Origin of the sequence: Streptomyces sp. NPDC093221, from assembly GCF_044753885.1 — a bacterium.
Taxonomy (GTDB): Bacteria; Actinomycetota; Actinomycetes; order Streptomycetales; family Streptomycetaceae; genus Actinacidiphila.
In genome coordinates, this window is sequence record NZ_JBIVOA010000001.1 from 1,125,773 (window position 1) to 1,143,841 (window position 18,069).

General features: G+C 70.8%; 22 protein-coding genes and 2 tRNA genes. 12 read left to right on the forward strand and 12 right to left on the reverse strand.

The window, feature by feature from the left end:
- The first annotated feature begins 374 nt into the window (after nt 1–374).
- From ACIQCJ_RS05040 to ACIQCJ_RS05050, 3 genes are all read left to right on the forward strand, one after another.
- A complete protein-coding gene (locus ACIQCJ_RS05040) occupies nt 375–1,178 on the forward strand; it encodes a hypothetical protein (protein WP_402710718.1) in 804 nt (267 codons plus the stop codon).
- Nucleotides 1,175–2,020 carry a class F sortase gene (locus ACIQCJ_RS05045; RefSeq protein ID WP_402710719.1) on the forward strand — a complete coding sequence of 282 codons (846 nt, stop codon included), beginning with the start codon at nt 1,175–1,177 and terminating at the stop codon, nt 2,018–2,020. The genes ACIQCJ_RS05040 and ACIQCJ_RS05045 overlap by 4 nt, the downstream gene beginning before the upstream one ends.
- Nucleotides 2,021–2,188: 168 nt before the next feature.
- Nucleotides 2,189–4,036 (forward strand): FG-GAP repeat domain-containing protein, encoded by a 1,848-nt coding sequence (locus ACIQCJ_RS05050; RefSeq protein WP_402710720.1) that lies wholly within the window; start codon nt 2,189–2,191, stop codon nt 4,034–4,036.
- 147 nt (nt 4,037–4,183) lie between these two features.
- Here ACIQCJ_RS05050 and ACIQCJ_RS05055 read toward each other — a convergent pair.
- Both ACIQCJ_RS05055 and ACIQCJ_RS05060 read right to left on the reverse strand, forming a co-directional pair.
- Nucleotides 4,184–4,276, reverse strand: a tRNA-Arg gene (locus ACIQCJ_RS05055).
- A complete protein-coding gene (locus tag ACIQCJ_RS05060; protein ID WP_402710721.1) occupies nt 4,268–4,612 on the reverse strand; it encodes a hypothetical protein in 345 nt (114 codons plus the stop codon). The genes ACIQCJ_RS05055 and ACIQCJ_RS05060 overlap by 9 nt, the downstream gene beginning before the upstream one ends.
- On the opposite strand from ACIQCJ_RS05060, the gene ACIQCJ_RS05065 reads away from it, so the two are divergent.
- Nucleotides 4,611–4,814 (forward strand): hypothetical protein, encoded by a 204-nt coding sequence (locus ACIQCJ_RS05065; RefSeq protein ID WP_402710722.1) that lies wholly within the window; start codon nt 4,611–4,613, stop codon nt 4,812–4,814. The two genes, ACIQCJ_RS05060 and ACIQCJ_RS05065, sit on opposite strands and share 2 nt — an antisense overlap.
- Before the next feature lie 49 nt (nt 4,815–4,863).
- On the opposite strand, the gene ACIQCJ_RS05070 is transcribed toward ACIQCJ_RS05065, so the two are convergent.
- From ACIQCJ_RS05070 to ACIQCJ_RS05090, 5 genes are all read right to left on the reverse strand, one after another.
- Nucleotides 4,864–5,010 (reverse strand): hypothetical protein, encoded by a 147-nt coding sequence (locus tag ACIQCJ_RS05070; RefSeq protein WP_402710723.1) that lies wholly within the window; start codon nt 5,008–5,010, stop codon nt 4,864–4,866.
- Nucleotides 5,011–5,122: 112 nt separating this feature from the next.
- The gene (locus tag ACIQCJ_RS05075; protein WP_402710724.1) at nt 5,123–5,470 is read right to left on the reverse strand and encodes a DUF6233 domain-containing protein; all 348 of its coding nucleotides are present in this window, start codon (nt 5,468–5,470) and stop codon (nt 5,123–5,125) included.
- Nucleotides 5,471–5,517: 47 nt separating this feature from the next.
- Nucleotides 5,518–6,369 carry a helix-turn-helix domain-containing protein gene (locus ACIQCJ_RS05080; protein WP_402710725.1) on the reverse strand — a complete coding sequence of 284 codons (852 nt, stop codon included), beginning with the start codon at nt 6,367–6,369 and terminating at the stop codon, nt 5,518–5,520.
- A gap of 9 nt (nt 6,370–6,378) precedes the next feature.
- Nucleotides 6,379–6,894 (reverse strand): DUF6879 family protein, encoded by a 516-nt coding sequence (locus tag ACIQCJ_RS05085; protein WP_402710726.1) that lies wholly within the window; start codon nt 6,892–6,894, stop codon nt 6,379–6,381.
- Nucleotides 6,869–7,108 (reverse strand): hypothetical protein, encoded by a 240-nt coding sequence (locus ACIQCJ_RS05090; RefSeq protein ID WP_402710727.1) that lies wholly within the window; start codon nt 7,106–7,108, stop codon nt 6,869–6,871. Before ACIQCJ_RS05090 ends, ACIQCJ_RS05085 begins: the two co-directional genes overlap by 26 nt.
- A gap of 251 nt (nt 7,109–7,359) precedes the next feature.
- Here ACIQCJ_RS05090 and ACIQCJ_RS05095 point away from each other — a divergent pair, with 251 nt between their 5' ends.
- Together ACIQCJ_RS05095 and ACIQCJ_RS05100 are read left to right on the forward strand one after the other, a co-directional pair.
- Complete coding sequence (locus ACIQCJ_RS05095) at nt 7,360–7,581, forward strand: hypothetical protein (protein WP_402710728.1); 222 nt, start codon at nt 7,360–7,362, stop codon at nt 7,579–7,581.
- A gap of 357 nt (nt 7,582–7,938) precedes the next feature.
- Complete coding sequence (locus ACIQCJ_RS05100) at nt 7,939–8,079, forward strand: hypothetical protein (RefSeq protein WP_402710729.1); 141 nt, start codon at nt 7,939–7,941, stop codon at nt 8,077–8,079.
- Between the two features lie 6 nt (nt 8,080–8,085).
- Here the strand turns inward: ACIQCJ_RS05100 and ACIQCJ_RS05105 are convergent, their stop codons facing one another.
- From ACIQCJ_RS05105 to ACIQCJ_RS05115, 3 genes are all read right to left on the reverse strand, one after another.
- Nucleotides 8,086–8,358 carry a helix-turn-helix transcriptional regulator gene (locus ACIQCJ_RS05105; RefSeq protein WP_402710730.1) on the reverse strand — a complete coding sequence of 91 codons (273 nt, stop codon included), beginning with the start codon at nt 8,356–8,358 and terminating at the stop codon, nt 8,086–8,088.
- Between the two features lie 533 nt (nt 8,359–8,891).
- Nucleotides 8,892–8,964 (reverse strand) — tRNA-Arg (locus ACIQCJ_RS05110).
- Nucleotides 8,965–9,036: 72 nt separating this feature from the next.
- Complete coding sequence (locus ACIQCJ_RS05115; RefSeq protein ID WP_355337793.1) at nt 9,037–9,735, reverse strand: type 1 glutamine amidotransferase domain-containing protein; 699 nt, start codon at nt 9,733–9,735, stop codon at nt 9,037–9,039.
- 277 nt (nt 9,736–10,012) lie between these two features.
- Between ACIQCJ_RS05115 and ACIQCJ_RS05120 the strand changes: the two genes are divergently transcribed.
- Entirely contained in the window at nt 10,013–11,122 is a 1,110-nt protein-coding gene (locus ACIQCJ_RS05120; protein WP_402710731.1) for an LLM class flavin-dependent oxidoreductase, read from the forward strand.
- Nucleotides 11,119–11,838 carry an FMN reductase gene (locus ACIQCJ_RS05125; RefSeq protein ID WP_402710732.1) on the forward strand — a complete coding sequence of 240 codons (720 nt, stop codon included), beginning with the start codon at nt 11,119–11,121 and terminating at the stop codon, nt 11,836–11,838. Before ACIQCJ_RS05120 ends, ACIQCJ_RS05125 begins: the two co-directional genes overlap by 4 nt.
- A gap of 60 nt (nt 11,839–11,898) precedes the next feature.
- Here the strand turns inward: ACIQCJ_RS05125 and ACIQCJ_RS05130 are convergent, their stop codons facing one another.
- On the reverse strand, nt 11,899–13,236 hold the full coding sequence (locus tag ACIQCJ_RS05130; protein ID WP_402710733.1) for a hypothetical protein: 1,338 nt from the start codon (nt 13,234–13,236) through the stop codon (nt 11,899–11,901).
- Nucleotides 13,237–13,537: 301 nt separating this feature from the next.
- Between ACIQCJ_RS05130 and ACIQCJ_RS05135 the strand changes: the two genes are divergently transcribed.
- The 3 genes from ACIQCJ_RS05135 to ACIQCJ_RS05145 all read left to right on the forward strand — a co-directional run bounded on the left by ACIQCJ_RS05135 (nt 13,538) and on the right by ACIQCJ_RS05145 (nt 16,391).
- A complete protein-coding gene (locus ACIQCJ_RS05135) occupies nt 13,538–13,873 on the forward strand; it encodes a hypothetical protein (RefSeq protein WP_402710734.1) in 336 nt (111 codons plus the stop codon).
- A 55-nt stretch (nt 13,874–13,928) separates the two neighbouring features.
- Nucleotides 13,929–15,515: a DHA2 family efflux MFS transporter permease subunit gene (locus ACIQCJ_RS05140; protein WP_401310481.1), complete on the forward strand. Its 1,587-nt coding sequence runs from the start codon at nt 13,929–13,931 to the stop codon at nt 15,513–15,515.
- A gap of 78 nt (nt 15,516–15,593) precedes the next feature.
- Complete coding sequence (locus tag ACIQCJ_RS05145) at nt 15,594–16,391, forward strand: ABC transporter ATP-binding protein (protein ID WP_401310478.1); 798 nt, start codon at nt 15,594–15,596, stop codon at nt 16,389–16,391.
- A gap of 60 nt (nt 16,392–16,451) precedes the next feature.
- Here ACIQCJ_RS05145 and ACIQCJ_RS05150 read toward each other — a convergent pair whose 3' ends face one another.
- Complete coding sequence (locus ACIQCJ_RS05150) at nt 16,452–16,937, reverse strand: MarR family transcriptional regulator (RefSeq protein ID WP_391043331.1); 486 nt, start codon at nt 16,935–16,937, stop codon at nt 16,452–16,454.
- Between the two features lie 277 nt (nt 16,938–17,214).
- Here ACIQCJ_RS05150 and ACIQCJ_RS05155 point away from each other — a divergent pair, with 277 nt between their 5' ends.
- Nucleotides 17,215–17,898 (forward strand): TetR family transcriptional regulator, encoded by a 684-nt coding sequence (locus tag ACIQCJ_RS05155; RefSeq protein WP_391043333.1) that lies wholly within the window; start codon nt 17,215–17,217, stop codon nt 17,896–17,898.
- Nucleotides 17,899–18,069 lie beyond the last annotated feature (171 nt).

The following is an 18,069-nucleotide window of genomic DNA, read 5'->3' on the forward strand; positions in this document are numbered from 1 at the left end:
CCGGTCCCTGCACCCCGTTCGTCTCCAGGGGAGGTGCCGGATTGCCCGAAAGAGGTTTTTGTCCCCGATCGGGCGAATATGCGGATACGGATGCCAGGGGTGCGCCGTCCGGCTTGGCGGTGGTGCCGATGTTGACGGCGCGTCATGTCGTGCGCGGCGCAAGGCGCTCCGGCTCTCCCCGGGCATACGGACATACGTATGCGATATGTCCGTATGCCCGGACGCGGAGGTACCGCCGTAAAGAGGTCATGGGCACACCCGTACCAATCCGCGCCCCCCACCGCTCCGAATGCCAGTGCGGAGGCACCCGCCTCCGGTCGCGGAGCCGACGCCATGCCGACTCCGCGAATCCGCGAGTGAAGGGCAGCACCCCCATGCGATCCACCAGCGCACGTGTCGTGACCGCGATAGCAGTCGCCGCAGTCCCGTTGGCCTTCCCGGCGGCGGCGTGGGCGGCACCGACGGACACCGACGTCCCCTGGACCACGTACCAGGCGTCGCTGGACCCGATCACCGCCAACCACGTCACGGGCAGCGGTACGGCGATGATCCAGCTCTCCGGCAACACCGCGAAGATCACCGTCACCGCGTCGGGCCTGGTCGGCGGCGGCTCCCCGCACGCCATGCACATCCACGTCGACGGCGCCGGTGTGTGTCCCAAGCCGTCCGAGGCCAAGGACCACAACGGCCACAGCTCGATCAACGTCGCCGACGCCATGAAGGACTACGGCATGATCGGCACCTCGCTCACCACCAGCGGCGACAGCACCCCCAAGAGCGCCCTGGCCGTCGACCGCTTCCCTGCCGGTTCGAGCGTCAAGTACAGCCGCACCCTCGAAGTCACCGACAACGTCGCCGCGAACCTCAAGTCCGGCAAGGCCGTCCTGGTCGTGCACGGCATCGACTACAACGGCAACGGCAAGTACGACAACGTGCTCGGCGCGAGCGAACTCGACAAGACCCTGCCCGCCGAGGCCACCGACCCCGCCCTCTGCGGCGCCTTCAACGTCTCCCAGATGACCTCGATGCCCGGCGGCGGCGCGGACACCGGTGACGGCGCCACGCAGACCGGAAGCGGCATCCACACCAGCATGGTCGCGGGCGGCAGCGCCGCCGCCCTGGTCGGCCTCGGCATCGGCGGATTCGCCCTGCGCCGCAGGGGCGTCACGACCCGATGAGTGACGACGCCGCCGCCGCGCACGAGGACGGCCCGGACGACGAGACCGGCCGTACGGACGAGACCGTACGTACGACCGGCGACGGCCGCACCGGCCGTACCCTCCGCGCCAGCCGCACTGCCCGCGTGGGCCGCACGCGACGTACGGCGGTCATGCTCGTCGTCCTCGCGGTGGCCTGCGTCGCCGCGGGGGTCACCGCCGTACTCGCCGGGACCACCGGGGGCGGCGGCAACCCGCCGCCGCAGCCGGGCCCGGCCGTCGCGGGAAGCACACCGCGCGACGACATGTCGGGTCACGAGATGTCCGGCCACGACATGGCCGCGATGCCCGCCCCGCCGAGCGGCGCCGCCTCGGCCGAAGCGGCCGGTCCGACGCCCACCCGGCCCGGCACCCTGCCCGCGTCCAAGCCGGTCGCCCTCGACATCCCGGCCATCGGCGTCCACTCCGACCTGCTGGACCTGGGCCTCAACAAGGACGGCAGCCTGGAGGTCCCCTCCAAGCCGCTGCGCGCCGGCTGGTACCGCAACTCGCCCGCCCCGGGCCAGACCGGACCCTCCGTCATCCTCGGCCACGTCGACTCCAAGGAGACCGGCCCCGCCGTCTTCTACCGGCTCGGCGCGATGAAGCCCGAGCAGCAGATCCGCGTCACCCGCGCCGACCACAAAGTCGCCGTCTTCACCGTCGACGCCGTCCGCTCCTACGAGAAGGCCCGGTTCCCGACCCTCGACGTCTACGGCAACACCGCGGACGCCGAACTCCGGCTCATCACCTGCTCCGACTGGAACGCGCGCACTCACTCCTACGAGGGAAACACCGTGGTCTTCGCCCACCTCGCGACCTGAGAACGGCTCACGGAGACCGGGGTGTCCCCAACTTCACCCGCACGACGCCGTATTGACTTCCTCTGATCATCTGACCGCAGAGCACAACCAACCCGACGGGTCGGCTGTCGGACGGGGTGGGACACCAAGGGCGGTGTCCCACCCCGTTACGCACAGGAGGAACGTTCCTTGGTCTCCCCGCTCTCCCTCCGCACCGGGCGCCGCCGTCTCGTCGCCGCGACCGCCACCGTCCTGGCCGTCACCCTGGGCGCGGTTTCGCTGACCACCACGGCCACCGCCACCGCCACCACCTCCGCCTCCGCGGGTGCGACGCGGGCGTCCGCCGCGACATCCGGGGTGAGCGGCCTGCTCCCGATGACGCCCGGCGCCACGCTGGCGTCCGCGGGCACCCAGGGCTTCTGGACGTACGTCCCGCACGACGGCGACGACGGCAAGCTCCGCTGGACCCCGTACGGGCCCGGCCCGGTCCGCGACCTGCGCTTCGACACCGCCAACGGGATCGCCGAGATCTCGGGGGACACCGTCACCACCACGAGCGACACGTTCGGGAGCCGCGTGCTGGACATGCCCACCGGCACCTCCTTCGCGCTGCGGACGGTCGACGACGGGCTGGACAGCCTCTACGGGGGCGTCGCGGGCCGGGCGCTGTTCGTCCGGGGCGCCACGAAGCTGTGGGTCGAGACCGCGGACGGGGCGAACCGCGCCGTGCAGGGCCTGCCCGAGGGGACCGACTACGGGCGGGTGCGGCCGGGTGACGCGACCCACGGCCTGGTCCCCACCGGGACCGGGGAGAGCGACCGGCGCTTCGGCCTCATCGACCTGACCACCGCCACCCTCACCTTCCCCTACCCGCGGCAGGCGCGGAATCCGGTGATCTCCGGCAACCGCCTCGCCTGGATCGAGGACGACACCGCCGCGAACACGCTCCGGGTGGTCGTCCGCAACCGGACCACCGGCGCGGACACCGCGGTGCCCGTGCCGGGCGTGAAAGCCGGTACGGATCTGACCATCGGCCTGCTCGGCGACTGGGTGACGTACGGGACGACGGCCCTGCGTGTCGGGACCGGCGAGAAGGTCACCTTCCTCGACCGCGCCGACGCCTCGTACGCCGTCCCCGACGGCACCGCGCGGATCGTCCAGGGCAGCGACTCCGCCCAGGGCGCGGGCGTCTTCCGCGTCGCCCTCGACCCGAACGGCCGGCCGTTCGCGCGGCTCCTCGCGCACGCGGGCACCCCGACCTCCGCCCTGCACGACTTCGACAACGACGGCCTGCCCGACCTGCTGGGCCGCGACGCCTCGGGCGGGTTGTGGCGGGACAGCGCCGCCGACGGGCGCCAGCGGGCGCGGATCGGCGGCGGCTGGCAGATCTACGACAAGCTCGAGACCGTCGGCGACATCGCGGGGACGAACAGCCCCGACTACCTTCCCGAACTCGTCGCCCGCGACAAGGACGGGGTCCTGTGGCTCTACTCGGGCCGCGAGGACGGCGGTCTCACCCCGCGCGTCCGCGTCGGCGGCGGTTGGCAGACGTACACCCATCTCACCGGCGGCAGCGACCTCACCGGTGACGGCCGCCCGGATCTCGTCGCGGTCGACACGACCGGTGCCCTCTGGCTCTACCGCGGCACCGGCAGCGCGGCCCGACCCTTCGAGCCCCGCGTGCGCGTCGGCACCGGCTGGACCGGCTACGACCAGCTCACCGCCGTCGGCGACCTCGCGGGCGGACCCGCGGGCGACCTCGTCGCCCGCGACAAGGACGGCGTGCTGTGGCTCTACCTCGGCAAGTCCGACGGCACCTTCGAGCGCCGCACCCGGATCGGCTCCGGCTGGCAGACGTACTCCCAGCTCACCAGCGCCGGCGACGTCGACCACGACGGCAAGGCCGACCTCTTCGCCTACCGGGCCGCCACCAAGACCGTCTACCTCTACTCCGGCACCGGCGACCCCGCCCGCCCCTTCGCCCCCCGCGCGATCTCCGACGCCCACACGGGCAACGCGTATAACAACATGAGCTGACCGGCCGGGTCTCCTCGGGGGCGTGCGGTCTCCGAGCGGCCCCCGTGCGGTCTCCGAGCGGCCCCCGTCCGGACTTCCACGGCCAAAGAGGCCCTCCCGTTCGACAACGGGAGGGCCTCTCATGGCTGTGACCTGCTACTTCCGGCGTGCCCCAGGCAGGATTCGAACCTGCGACACCAGCTTTAGGAGAGCTGTCGTCCCTGAGGGGCTGCCATGTTGCATGGCCAGCGGTTACGCGGCGTCCTGCACTTCGAGGGCCACCGTTTTGGGGATTTTCCGGAGATCAACTCGACCCCAGAGCGTTTCCAGCCCCGCGTCCCGCATCGCCCGCTGGAAGATCTCCTCCAGCCCCACCAGTCTAGCGATCCGCATCTCAACTGTCGGCTTCTGGTACACGCCCTTGATCCCTGCGCGCTTGTGCCCCATCGACTCGTACGCCAGCGGCTCGGCCACCCCGATCTGCGACTGGTACGAGTCGGCGGTGTGCCGCAGCGCGAGCATGTCCGCCCCCGGGATGATCGGTTCCCACGCCGGGCGGCTCGGCACATGCCGGTTGCCCTGCCGCACGAAGTTCATGGACCTGCTGCGCTCGCCGGAGTTCCGCTTCCTCCAGGTACAGAACCCGCGGATTCCGTACGAGGCGCACATCAAGGCCGGGCGGGCGGAAGTGAAGTTCGTTCTCGCCGGGTTCCGCATGGTCGAGCAGACCTTCTTCACCACCAAGGGCCTCGACTGGCTCGCCCGGCAGCTCGGCATGGACGCCACGCCGCCCGTGTAGCCCGTACGTCGCCGCGCCCCGCTCTCCTTCGGGAGGGCGGGGCGCTTCGTCATGTCCGGCGACCGGCGCGCCGGGCTTTGCGCCGGATCCACCAGGAATCCACCTTGGACCCGCCCTTGCCGTGGATCATCCAGTCCCGGAAGTAGACGAGCCCGAGCACCGCCAGGCCCAGCAGGACTATCAGCAGCGTGTGCACGCGTGAGCCTCCCGTCTTCTGTCGGTCTCCTGCCCGCGGTGTCTGCACCAAACGTCCGCCGCGGCCGTCCTGAATTCGCGTCGTGGTGACGAGAAAACTCAAGGTCTGCCGGTCAGTCCTCGCGCAGTGCGAGGTCGGGCCGGCACCGCGGGCAGGGGGTCGCGGGGATCTCGGGGTTGGCGAGCGCATCCCGCGCGGCGCCCCGGTTGAGGGGAGACATCTGCTCGGTGCTGCCGGGGCAGCCGTGGCGGTGGAGGACGGCCGGGCGGTCGCCACTCATGGGCTGTAGGCGCCACCACTCCATGCCGGCGGGCGGCTGATGCCGGGGCGCCGGCCGTCCCGCTTCCCACTGCGCCTTCCGCTCGGCCTGCGCGATCTTCTGCTGAACCGCGGCGAGCTGGTACCGGAGGTACACCTCCACGGTGCGGAGGCGGTCAAGATCCGGGGGCAGCTCGCTCATGTGTTCGATAATAGCTCCGCGCTGGTCAGCGGACGCCCGGGTGCGTCTCAGCGCAGGTCCTCGATGGCCTTCACGATCAGGGCCCGGGCGTCGGCGCCGTACACCGCGTGCTGGTGGAATGCCGCGAAGGCCCGCACGTACTGCGCGACCTCGTCGGGTGCGGTGATCTTCACCGAGGCGGACAGCGGCTCGTGGTTCACTCGTTCGTCGTCGAAGACCGTGAAGGTCTCGATCGGCCACATCGTGCGTGGTACCGCGAAGGGGACGATGCCCAGCGAGACCGCGGGCAGGTCCATCGCGGAGAGCAGCGAGCCGAGCTGGCCAGCCATTACCGAGGCATCACCGAGCCGGTGGTGCAGCACGCTCTCCTCAACGACTATGGCGAACGTCTTGCCGCGCTTCCGGATGATCTGCGAGCGGTCGAGGCGGGCGGCCACGGCCTCGTCGACATCGTCGGGCAGGCCGCGGAACGTGGCGATGGCCCGGAGCAGGGCGGCTGCGTAGCCGGGGGTTTGTAGGAAGCCGGGGATGACGTTCGAGCAGTAGACGCGGAAGTGCGTGGTGCTCTCGTATAGCGGCACGGAGGCGCGCTGGAGCTGCTGGAGCCCGGTGCGCTGGAGACGCCGCCACTGGACGTACATCGAGTCGGCCTGGCGGTTCTCCGCTACCAGGTCGGGGGCGAGCGCTTCGGCGCCGCACGCACGGCACCAGGCCCTGATGTCCTGATCCGATGGTGCCGTGCGTGCGTTCTCGATGCGCCCGGACTTCGCCTCGCTCCACCCGCACCTCGCCGCGACCTCCCGCTTGGTGAGGCCCGCGTCAAGGCGGGCCTCACGGAGCCGTGACGCGAGTCGCTCGCGCGCGGCCTGGACGCTGGAGGACGGTGAAGTGGGCGGCATGCAGTGGTTCTACTGGATCTTGTACTCGTCGTGCGGGGTGGCTGCTGACCAGATCGTCTCGAAGGCGCTGGCCAGCACGGAGGTCACCGCCCGGCCGTCGACCAGCTCGTCGCGGACGAGGTCACCGTTGCCGGCGAAGTGGTGCACGCGCGCGAGGTTACCGTCGAACAGCCAGTAGTCGTTGCCCGGCAGCAGCAGCGTGGTGGCCTGCGAGCGCGGCAGCCAGCGGACCTGTTCGCCCGCCTCGATGTTGGCGCGGGTGACGTAGTGCTCCCACCTGATGTAGTCGGTGACGGGCTCGGCGACGACCCGGGCGCGCCGCACGGTGACGCCGCGGGCGACGGCCTCCGCGATGGTGTCGTGGAAGGGCAGCCACCAGGACGACTGGTCTGCCCAGTCGATCTCGCCGCCGCCGCGCCACGCCTCGAATCGCGGGTTGCTGAAGTAGACGTCCCGCGTCTCCAGGTGGACAGCCGACGTGGTGGTGCCGGCCAGCAGCTCACCGAACGGCGGTGTCTGCGGCATCGGCGGCCTCCCTGATGATCTGCGCCATCCGGGCCGGGATGCGGACGACGGCCTCGGTGTCGGGCAGGGGGCCGGCTGTTCGGGCCTGCTCTTCGAGGGCAGCGTCGGCCTTCCAGCCCTGGATCACGATCTCCTGCCTCTCATCGTCGACCCACACGGTCGGGCAGTGGTCGCCGTCGGTGTTGGGGTCGATACCGATGAACCGTAGTGCCATGGTGCGCTCCTCTGCTGAGCTGCTTTCACGGACTTGCACCACAGTCCGGCCCTGGTGACGTCCCGTCAAGGGCGCGTCTACGGCGAGAGGTGGCAAGAAGGTCGGGTGCAAGTTGGTGCTAGTTGCTGGCCGGTGAAAGTCGCTGCTGCCTAGCGTCGGAGGGCGCCCGCCTCGTCGCCGATCGGGACGGGCAGAAGAATGCCCCGCGACCGCGCCACGGTCCGGGGTGTGGACGACTGGTTGGAGTCGACATGACAGAGCATAGCGGTGGCCACTACCTCGAGACCGGCGGCGCCTTGGTGCTGCTGGACCACCCCGTGGGTCGCGGCGTCGAGTCGCCCGCCGTCGCAGCCTGGCGTGCGTACGTCGACCACACCCGGGGCGACTGCGAGCAGTGCCCGACGGACAACCGCGCATGCCCCGTCGCGAACGCGCTGTGGACCGAATACGCCGGCACCCGGCCCGCGTCATGACCGCGGTGTCGGTCGCACTGTGCCACTCCTGCCAGCAGCCCGTACGGCCCGGCGAAGGACGCAGCATTGAGGTCGACCAGGGCACAGCAGCCTCCGGTGACGTCCTCGTCCACCGAGTCCGCTGCATCCCGGTCAACGATCCCGGAGGCCGAGGCCAGCGCAGCCGGGGGCCACGGTGAAGGCGCCGACAGTGAGCGCGGATTGCACGGCCGCCGTTCAGCTCCGGATGCCGGTCGCGCACCGCCGTTGCCCTGGCAACGGGCCGACCTTCCTTCCCGGAACGCCTTCTGGCGGGGCACCGGTCCTGCCGCAGATCCCCTGCGGTTGCGCTTGCCATACAGCGATAGGCGGGCGCTGATGCCTACGCATCCTGAGATCCGGCACGGTTCGTGCGCTACTTGCGGTGTGCTGATCGCGTGGACCGCTCAGGTCGATGACGAGACCGGCATGGAGATGGTGGCCGAGGTGGTCTATTGCCGCAACGGACACGCGAACTGACCTGGGTTACTCCCCTCGGTTGCTGGCCGCCCCCGCGCTAGCGGCCGGGGGGTCGGTGTCGAGCAGCGTGCCGATCGGGATGCCGAGGGTGCGGGCAATCAGGAGCAGCCACGAGAGGCGGGCGTCCGTCTCGCCGCTCTCGATGCGTTGGAGGGTGCGGCGGTCGAGACCGGCGCGGACGAGGTCGTCCTGCGTGAGTCCGGCCCATTCCCGGTGGCGACGGATGCGGTCGCCGAGCGCGCGTCGTTCGGCGGGGAATCGGGCTGCTGCTTTGGGCACCTGTTGAGAGTTGAGCTATACAAGATCGTCTGTCTGCGTCTGGCTAGACGCCTTTCCTGATCATGGTTGAGGTGCGGCTGCCCGGGGTACCTGCCTGGACACCTACGTGATCGAGCCCCACGGCTAGTGCCACGCCGTGGGGCTAGAGTCGGTGTGCGAGATTCGAACGCACGTTCACTCGAATGAGCGAACACCCAGTTCAGGCCGCATCCGTTGGACTAGGTGAGGCGTCTAACCCCAGAGCGCGCCGGGGACCGCATCGGGCGGCCCCCGTGTCGGGACCCGGCGCACGGCGGCCCCCCGCGTCTACACCGCGGGGGGCCGTTCTTCATTCTGCCCCCGACCTGGGCGTTCCCGGGCGAGTCAGCTCTCTGCGTCCGGGGGGATTTAGGGGACGGATCGGGGACGGCCGCGCGCGCCAGGTTCCAGGAGCCGCATTCCAGGTTCCAGAGGATTCCAGGAAAAGCGAACGGCCAGGCCGGAGACAGTGTCTCTGACCTGGCCGTTCGGTACATCTGGCCTGCTCTACGGCGTGCCCCAGGCAGGATTCGAACCTGCGACACCAGCTTTAGGAGAGCTGTGCTCTATCCCCTGAGCTACTGGGGCGGGGACAGGCGCCAGTGTAGCGGGTCGGCGGTGGCCGGTCGGGGGCCCGGGGGCGGGCGGAAGGCCGGTTCGTCAGCCGAGGGTCTTGAGGATCTCGGCGGCCAGGGGACCGGCGGAGGCCGGGTTCTGACCGGTGTGCAGATTGCGGTCGGTGACGGTGTGCGGCGCCCAGGGCGCGCCTTCCTGGAAATCGGCGCCGAGCTGCACGAGCCGGTCCTGGAGGAGCCAGCGGGCCTTGTCGGCGAAGCCCGCCTGGGTCTCCTCGACGTTGGTGAAGCCGGTCAGCCGGTAACCGGCGAAGGGGGAGGCGCCGCCGGGTCCCGTGGCGGTGGCGAGCAGCGCGGCGGGCGCGTGGCACACGATGCCGAGCGGCTTGCCCGAGGCGAGGGCCGCGTTGAGCAGGGCGCCGGACACGGCGTCGGCCGACAGGTCCTCCATCGGGCCGTGGCCGCCGGGGTAGAAGACCGCGTCGTAGTCGTCGAGCGAGACGTCGGACAGCTTCACGGGGTGCTGGAAGGCGGCGATCCCGGCCAGCTCGGCCGCCATCGCCGCCGCGCCCTCCTCGCCGCCGTTGAACTCGGGCGCGAGGCTTCCCCGGTCCACCGTCGGTACGACCCCGCCCGGCGTCGCGGCGACGACCTCGTGGCCCGCCTCGGTGAAGACCCGGTACGGGACCACGGCCTCCTCGGCCCAGAAGCCGGTCGGGTGCGCGCTGCCGTCGGCGAGTGTCCAGTGGGTGGCTCCGGTCAGGACGAACAGGATCCTTGCCATGGAGGTGGCTCTCTCTTCCGTGTCGCTGGGGGCGGGTGGGGCGGGCGATTCCAACGTACGCCGAGGCGGGGGCTCGCGCCGGGTGCGGCGGGGGGCCGGGTGAGGCCGGGGGCCGCGTGCGGCGGGGGCCGGGTGCGCCGGGGTCAGGGTGCGGCCGGGCTCAGGGTGCGGCCGGGTCAGGGTGCGGCCGGGTCAGGGGAATAGGTAGGGTGGCCGGAATGTTCGGGATGTTGAATGCTCAACCAAACAGGGTGAGTGCGACAGGACGGTGGGTGTGATGCAGTTCGGGATCTTCACGGTCGGCGACGTCACGACGGACCCGACCAACGGACGGACGCCGAGCGAGCACGAGCGGATCAAGGCGATGGTCACCATCGCGCGGAAGGCCGAGGAAGTCGGCCTGGACGTCTTCGCGACCGGCGAGCACCACAATCCGCCCTTCGTGCCGTCCTCGCCCACCACCATGCTCGGCTACATCGCGGCCCGCACCGAGCGCATCGTGCTGTCCACCTCCACCACGCTGATCACCACGAACGACCCGGTGAAGATCGCCGAGGACTACGCGATGCTCCAGCACCTGGCGGACGGCCGCGTCGACCTGATGATGGGCCGCGGCAACACCGGGCCGGTCTACCCGTGGTTCGGCAAGGACATCCGGCAGGGCATCCCGCTCGCCGTCGAGAACTACGCGCTGCTGCACAAGCTGTGGCGCGAGGACGTCGTCGACTGGGCGGGCAAGTTCCGTACGCCGCTCCAGTCGTTCACCTCGACGCCCCGCCCGCTGGACGGCGTGCCCCCGTTCGTCTGGCACGGCTCCATCCGCAGCCCGGAGATCGCCGAGCAGGCCGCGTACTACGGTGACGGCTTCTTCCACAACAACATCTTCTGGCCCATGGAACACACCAAGAAGATGGTCGACCTCTACCGTCGCCGCTTCGCGCACTACGGCCACGGCACCGAGCAGCAGGCCATCGTCGGCCTCGGCGGCCAGGTGTTCATGCGCCGCGACTCGCAGGCCGCGGTACGGGAATTCCGGCCGTACTTCGACAACGCCCCGGTCTACGGGCACGGGCCGTCGCTGGAGGACTTCGCCGAGCAGACGCCGCTGACCGTCGGCTCCCCGCAGCAGGTCATCGAACGCACCCTGACCTTCCGCGACGCCGTCGGCGACTACCAGCGCCAGCTCTTCCTCATGGACCACGCCGGTCTGCCCCTCAAGACCGTCCTCGAACAGCTCGACCTGCTCGGCGAGGAGGTCGTCCCCGTCCTGCGCGCCGAATTCGCCAAAAGCCGCCCGGCCGAGGTGCCCGACGCCCCCACCCACGCCTCGCTGCTCGCCCGCCGCGACGCCGACACCGCCGACGAAGTCCTGGAGGCCCGGGCATGACGCATCACCCGATCGAGCGACGCCGGCTCGCCGTCGTCACCGCCGGTCTCAGCCAGCCGTCGTCCACCCGGCTGCTGGCCGACCGGCTGACGGAGGCGGTACGCCGCCACATCGACGGTGACGTGGACGTGGACGTGCGGGTCATCGAGCTGCGGGGCCTGGCCAACGACATCGCGCACAACATGCTCACTGGCTTCCCGGCGCATCATCTGCGCGACGCAATCGATTCGGTGACCGGCGCCGACGGCCTGATCGCCGTGACCCCGGTGTTCACCGGCTCGTACAGCGGCCTGTTCAAGTCGTTCTTCGACATTGTCGACAAAGACGCACTGGCGGGCACCCCGGTACTGGCCGCCGCCACCGGCGGCACCGCCCGCCACTCCCTGGTCCTCGAACACGCCATGCGCCCGCTGTTCGCCTACCTGCGCGCGATCGTCGTACCGACCGCCGTATACGCGGCCTCCGAGGACTGGGGCACGGCAGGCAGCGGCAGCGGCAGTGGCGACGGCAACGGCAACGGGAGCAGCGCTGTCGACGGCACCCTCGCCGCCCGCATCGACCGCGCGGGAGCCGAACTCGCCGCCCTGATGACCTCCCGACCGTCCCGCCCGGCGCCGGGCGGGGGCGCGACGACGGATGCCGGTATGGGCGCCGGTACCGACGACGAGGTCGTGCCGTTCGCCGAGCAGTTGGCGGCACTCGGCGAGCAAGGGTGACGGCGCCACAAGAGTGACCGTGCGACGGAGCCGGGGCGAGGGACACGACGACGGCGTCAACTACGACGTCAACGCCCCGGCTCCGCGCTCACCCCCGCCGGTCGTATCAACGGCCGGACGCTCGTCCAGGAACTCGATGACCGCGAGCCCCGCCACCGTCACCAACGCGATCCAGAAGATCACCATGCCGGTCGGATACGGCCACAGCGCCAGGACCACCGACGCGACCGCGACGACGACCCACCGCAGCCAGACGCGGAAACGGTCCACCCACGGCCCCACCGGCCCGGTCGACCGCACCCCCGCCGCCTCCCGCACCGCCGCGATCCCCGACTCCCACATCGACCGCACCCGTACCGCCCACTGCCCCGAACCGCTCAGCCACGCCCCCAGCGCCACCACCACCCCCAGGGTGATCACCATCCGAACGCTCGCCCGCAGAAACCGCACCACCTGGTCGTAGATCGCCGCGGCGGCCGCATGGTGCACATCGGGGGAGAGGTGGTCGAGGTAGAAGGTGCGGAAGAGAGCGAGCGCGACGCCGAGCACGGCCACCCCCGCCGCGACACCCAGCGCGGCGGCGACCAGCGCGCGGCGACGCCGTACGGCCAGCAGCACCCCGGCGCCCGCGATGACGACGGTGACCACCGGCAGCCAGTCCCCGGCCAGTTGCAGCGCCCGGAAACCGGTCTTCACCCGCCCGATCTCGTCCGACTTCAGCAACGTGAAGTCGGTGTGCACGTCGGGCAGCCGCCCGGCGACCTTCAGCCCGCGGTCCACCAACTGCTGCTTCACCCCGGCCACCACGGGCGCGAGGTCGAGCGTCACCGTGTTGTGCTCGACCTGCACCGCCGAATCGTTACTGCCGGTCAGCGCGTCGACGACCGTCGCGTGCGCCCTCCGGTTCAGCTCCTCCCAGATCGTCGAGAAGGCACTGCTCGATACGAACGTCGCCACCGTGCCGTGCACGAAATCCGTCACCCCCGACGTGATCGGGCCGCTGATCCCGCCCAGCGCCGCCTTCACCCCCGGCAGATCCGAGGGCGCCACGCTCGACAGCAGCGAGTCGAGGTCGATCCGGTCCATGACGGCCGCCGTCACCTGATCGGTGACGGCCCTCCGCACCTGCGGGTTGTCGGCGAGCGGCGCCATCGTCGCCACATAGCGGTCGGTGTTGCCGACGATGTCGGCGGCCCACACCGCCACCGCGCCGAGCGGAGCCAGTACCGCGGCCAGTGTGATGAGCAGCGCGGAGAAGAACGACCGCACCCGGTGCCGCGATCGCGTCACCGCCAACCGCGCCCGCAGAGCCGTCAACTCCGCGCGCTCGTCGTCACCCAACGGTCCCGACCCCGACGCGCCGTCCCCGGCAGCGGGTCCGTCGGCGGTCGCCGCCATCCACGTACCCCCTGCCTGTGCGGTTGCCGCCCGACCGGGCCCGTTCCTCTCAGGGAACGTGCTGCCGGGCGGGTGCGCGCGCGGAGTTGGTACGTCAGGGTTGTCGCTAAATCGCCTTTCGCGCGGTGTGCGACGGTGTGCGGCGCTACCTCAGCGCACGCGGTCGCGCTCATTGGGTCGCGCCATTCGGGTGACGACGCGTTAGTCCTATGGGATGGGCGGTTACTGATCGTTGTGTCGGTGCCGCAGACCCGGTGAAGCGCGGGTCGCGCGGCGGTCAGGTTCGTGAAGGGCGCACCGCGTGATCACCACCCGTCTGCTGCTGGACAGGACAGGCACGGCCACCGCCGTGCGGTTCCCGGCCGCGCGGACGACGCCCGCCCACGCCGCCACCGCGGACCGCGGAGCGGCCGACCACTCCGTGACCGTCATCGCCACCCGGGACGGTCGTCCGATGGCGGTCGCGGTGGACTCCAGGGCCTTGCGGGCGACCACCGCCGCGGACGCGACGACCGACACCGAAGACGGAGGAGCCGCCGCGGTTCCGGTACGGGGATCGGACCGCGGCGGCTCCTCGGCACTGCCCAGGGCCCTTGCGCCGTCCGGGCGACGGCTTCCCGCGTGGCGAGGCCGCTGAGCTGCGCCTAGCGTGGAGTTCCCGGGGGGTGGTCGCGCCAAGGGAGAACTCCGTCATGGCCCGTAGCAGCCCGGACACCTCCGCTTCCGCCGCCGGCCTCGGCGGCGGCCCACAGCCCGACGGGAAGCCGGGCCGCAGCAGTGTCGTCGGCACCCCCTCCCACCGCTGGTGGGTGCTCGGCGTGATCGGCCTGGCGCAGCTCATGGTGGTCCTCGACGCCACCATCGTGAACATCGCGCTGCCCTCCGCCCAGACGGCCCTCGGCTTCACCGACGGCAACCGTCAGTGGATCGTGACGGCGTACGCCCTCGCCTTCGGCTCGCTGCTGCTGCTCGGCGGCCGTCTCGCCGACCTGGTCGGCCGCAAGAGGGTCTTCCTGATCGGCCTGACCGGCTTCGCGCTCGCCTCCGCGATCGGCGGCGCCGCCCCCAACTTCGGCGTACTGGTCACCGCCCGCGCCCTCCAGGGCATGTTCGGCGCCCTGCTCGCCCCCGCCGCCCTCTCCTTGCTCACCACGACCTTCACCATCCCCAAGGAGCGCGCCAAGGCGTTCGGCATCTACGGCGCCATCGCGGGCGCGGGCGGCGCCGTCGGTCTGCTGCTCGGCGGTGTGCTGACCGAATACCTCGACTGGCGCTGGTGCCTGTACGTCAATCTGATCTTCGCCACGATCGCGTTCATCGGCGGCGTACGACTGCTGCAAGGCGGCACCCTGCCCGACCGTCCCAAGCTGGACATCCCCGGCACCGCCCTGGTGTCGGCCGGCCTGTTCTGCATCGTCTACGGCTTCTCCAACGCCGAGAAGCACCCTTGGAGTTCGCCGCAGACCTGGGGCTTCCTGGTGGCGAGCGTCGTCCTGCTGCTCGCCTTCGTCACCTGGCAGCGCCGCGCGGCGCACCCCTTGCTGCCGCTTCGGGTGGTGACCGACCGGGACCGGGGCGCGTCGTTCCTGGCGATGTTCATCTCCGGCGGCGGGATGTTCGGCGTCTTCCTGTTCCTGACGTACTACCTCCAGCAGAGCCTGCACTACTCGCCGGTCTCCACTGGACTCGCCTTTCTTCCGATGATCGCCGTGATGGTGGTGACGTCGGTGACCACCACCAATGTGCTGGTGCCGCGCTTCGGCGCCAAGCCGATCGTGCCGACCGGCATGGCCCTGGCCGGCGTCGCCATGGCGTGGCTGACTGCGCTCGACCTGCACAGCACCTATCCCGCGCACGTACTGCCGCCGCTGCTGATCCTCGGCCTCGGCCTCGGCTCGATCTTCGCCACGGCGATGAACCTCGCCACCGCGGGCGTACAAGCGCGTGACGCGGGTGTCGCGTCCGCCATGGTGAACACTTCGCAGCAGGTCGGCGGCTCCGTCGGCACCTCGCTGCTGAACACCCTCGCCACCAGCGCCGCCGCCAGCTACGTGGTCGGCAGGCAGAACACTCCCGCCGTCGCCGCACAGGCCCAGTTGCACAGCTATTCGACCGCCTATTGGTGGGCGGCGGGCTTCTTCGCCGTCGGCACCGTGGTGACGGCCTTCCTCTACCGGCGCGGCAAGCCGCGCGCCCTGGCGCAGCCCAGCACGCTGCCCGACGATTCGCCCGCACCAGGTGACGCCGAACCCGACGCCCCGCCCGCCGCACATATGTGACGCCTCCCTCCCGCGCACGGCCGCTCACATCGTGGAATCCCGGGGCGTGAAGGTGGCGGATACAGCTACCGTGCCGTCATGACAGCCAACACCGTCGTGGCCGCTCTCGACGCCGTCAGCGTCCGCCGCTTCACCACCGGCCAGGTCATCCTCGACGACGTCAACTGGACCGTACGGTCCGGCGAGCACTGGGCGCTGCTCGGCGCCAACGGCGCGGGCAAGACGACGATGCTGCGCCTCATCGGCGCCCTCATGCATCCCACCTCCGGCACGGTCGACGTGCTCGGCCACCGCCTCGGCCGTGTCGACATGCGCGAATTGCGCGCGCACATCGGCCTGGTGTCGTCCTCACAGAAGGTGCCGCTCGACGCCACCGCCCACACCGTCGTCCTGACCGGCCACACGGGCACCGTGCAGCCGCTGTGGCGCAAGTACGACGACGAGGTCCGCGAGCGCGCGCACGAGCTGCTGGCGGAGCTGGAGATCAAGGATCTGGCGGACCGGGCGTACGGGGTCTGCTCCGGCGGTCAGCGGGCCCGCGTTCTGGTGGCGCGGGCGCTGATGGCCGACCCGGCACTGATGCTCCTCGACGAGCCCTTCAACGCGCTCGACCTGCCCTCCCGCGAGGACCTGATCGACGCCATGCACCGCCTCGCGCTCACCCGTACGGGTCTGGCGACCATCACCGTCACCCACCACCTGGAAGAGCTGTCGCCCGCGATCGGGCACGTACTGCTGCTCAAGGAGGGACGGGTGCTGACCTCGGGGACCGCGCGGCAGGTGCTCACGGCCGAGTCGATGACCCATTGCTTCGGGCGGCCGATCGAGGTCAGCAGGCACGAGGGACGGTGGCTCGCCCGCTCCGGGCGGCGCTGACCGTATGGGGTGACTTCACGGGCGCGAGGTTGACGCTCCCGCGGTCGGTGACCGACGTTTTCAGCGCAGCCAGGGCAGGTCCGCGCGGTCCGGCTGGTGCAGGCCCTCGGCGATGACGCGGGAGATCTCCCCGAGCTGCGCCGTCTGCTCGGGAGTGAGCCGGTCGAAGATCGCGGAGCGGACGGCGGCGACGTGACCGGGCGCCGTACGCACCACCTCGTCGTAACCGGCGTCGGTGAGGACCGCGATCTGCCCGCGGCGGTCGGAGGGGCAGTTCTCGCGGCGCAGCCAGCCGTTCCCCTCCAGGCGGGCGACGGCGTGCGACAGCCGGGAACGGGTGATCTTGGCGCGCTCGGCGAGTTCCGTCATGCGCATACTGCGGCCGGGCGTCTCGGAGAGCGTGCTGAGCAACGCGTAGTACATGTGCGGCATGCCCGCGTCGCGCTGGAGCTGACGGTCGAGGTGGTCTTCCAGCAACGTCGTGGCGTGCAGGAACGCCCGCCAGGTCGCCTGCTCGTCTTCGGTCAGCCATGTCATGGCGTTCATGGTACGTGCACTTCTTGAAGCTTCAATAAAATGGCGTGTCCCGCCGTCGGTCCGCGACCGGGCGCGTCCGGCCGTACGACCGGACGCCTCTTTGGTGAAGCCTCCCGCCAACCCCGCCAATCGCGTGACGCAGGTCACAAGCGTGACGGGAAATATCCGGGGACGCGGTCCCCGTTTAGACCAGGTGACCGCGAAACGGGGAGTGCTTGTCCGTTTCAACGACGGGGCCCGTACCCCCGTGAACGACCGCTGGATCGATCGGAAGGAGCCGCCCGCCGTGAGCCTCGACACTGTTGGTACGACCAGCGCCACCGCAACCACCAGCAGCACCAGGCCGCGCGCCGTGCGGCTGCGCGCGGACGCCACACGCAACCGCGAGCGCATCGTCGCCGCCGCCCGCGAGGCCATCGTGGAGTTCGGCCCGGACGTGCCGCTCGACGACGTGGCGCGCCGCGCGGGAGTGGGGAACGCCACGCTCTACCGGCACTTCACCGACCGCGCCGAACTGATCCGCCAGGTCACGCTCACCGTCATGGCCACGACCGCCGAGCGGGCCGAAGACGCCCTCGCTCAGGAGCCCGACGCCTTCGCCGCGCTGCGCCGCTTCGTCTTCGAGGCGGCCGAAGAGCGGATCGGGGCGCTGTGCCCGATGCTGTCGGACGCCTTCGACCGCCAGGACCCCGCCGTCACCCAGCAGATGGAACGGCTGGAGCGGTCGGTCAACGCCATCATGGAACGCGCGCAGAGCGCGGGCCTGCTCCGTACCGACATCGCCGTCGGTGACCTGATGGTCGCCCTGACGCAGCTCACCCGGCCGCTGCCGGGCACCGGCTGCATGGGCTTCGACCGCTTCGTCCACCGCCACCTGCAGCTCTTCCTCGACGGGCTGCGCGCCCCCGCCGGATCCGTACTCGTCGGGACGGCGGCCACCCTGGAGGACCTCAAAGCCGGAAACAAATAGTTCGCAACGCCCATGAACCGGGCGATAACGTAGGGAAGTTCGCCGACTTACCGAAGCGCAGTTCTCGGCCGCTCGACCGATGAACACCGCGACCGGATCCCGGACCACGATCCGCATCGTCCGGCGCCAGCTCGATGACACACGTCCCCACGTCCTGTCACTCCGCATCCA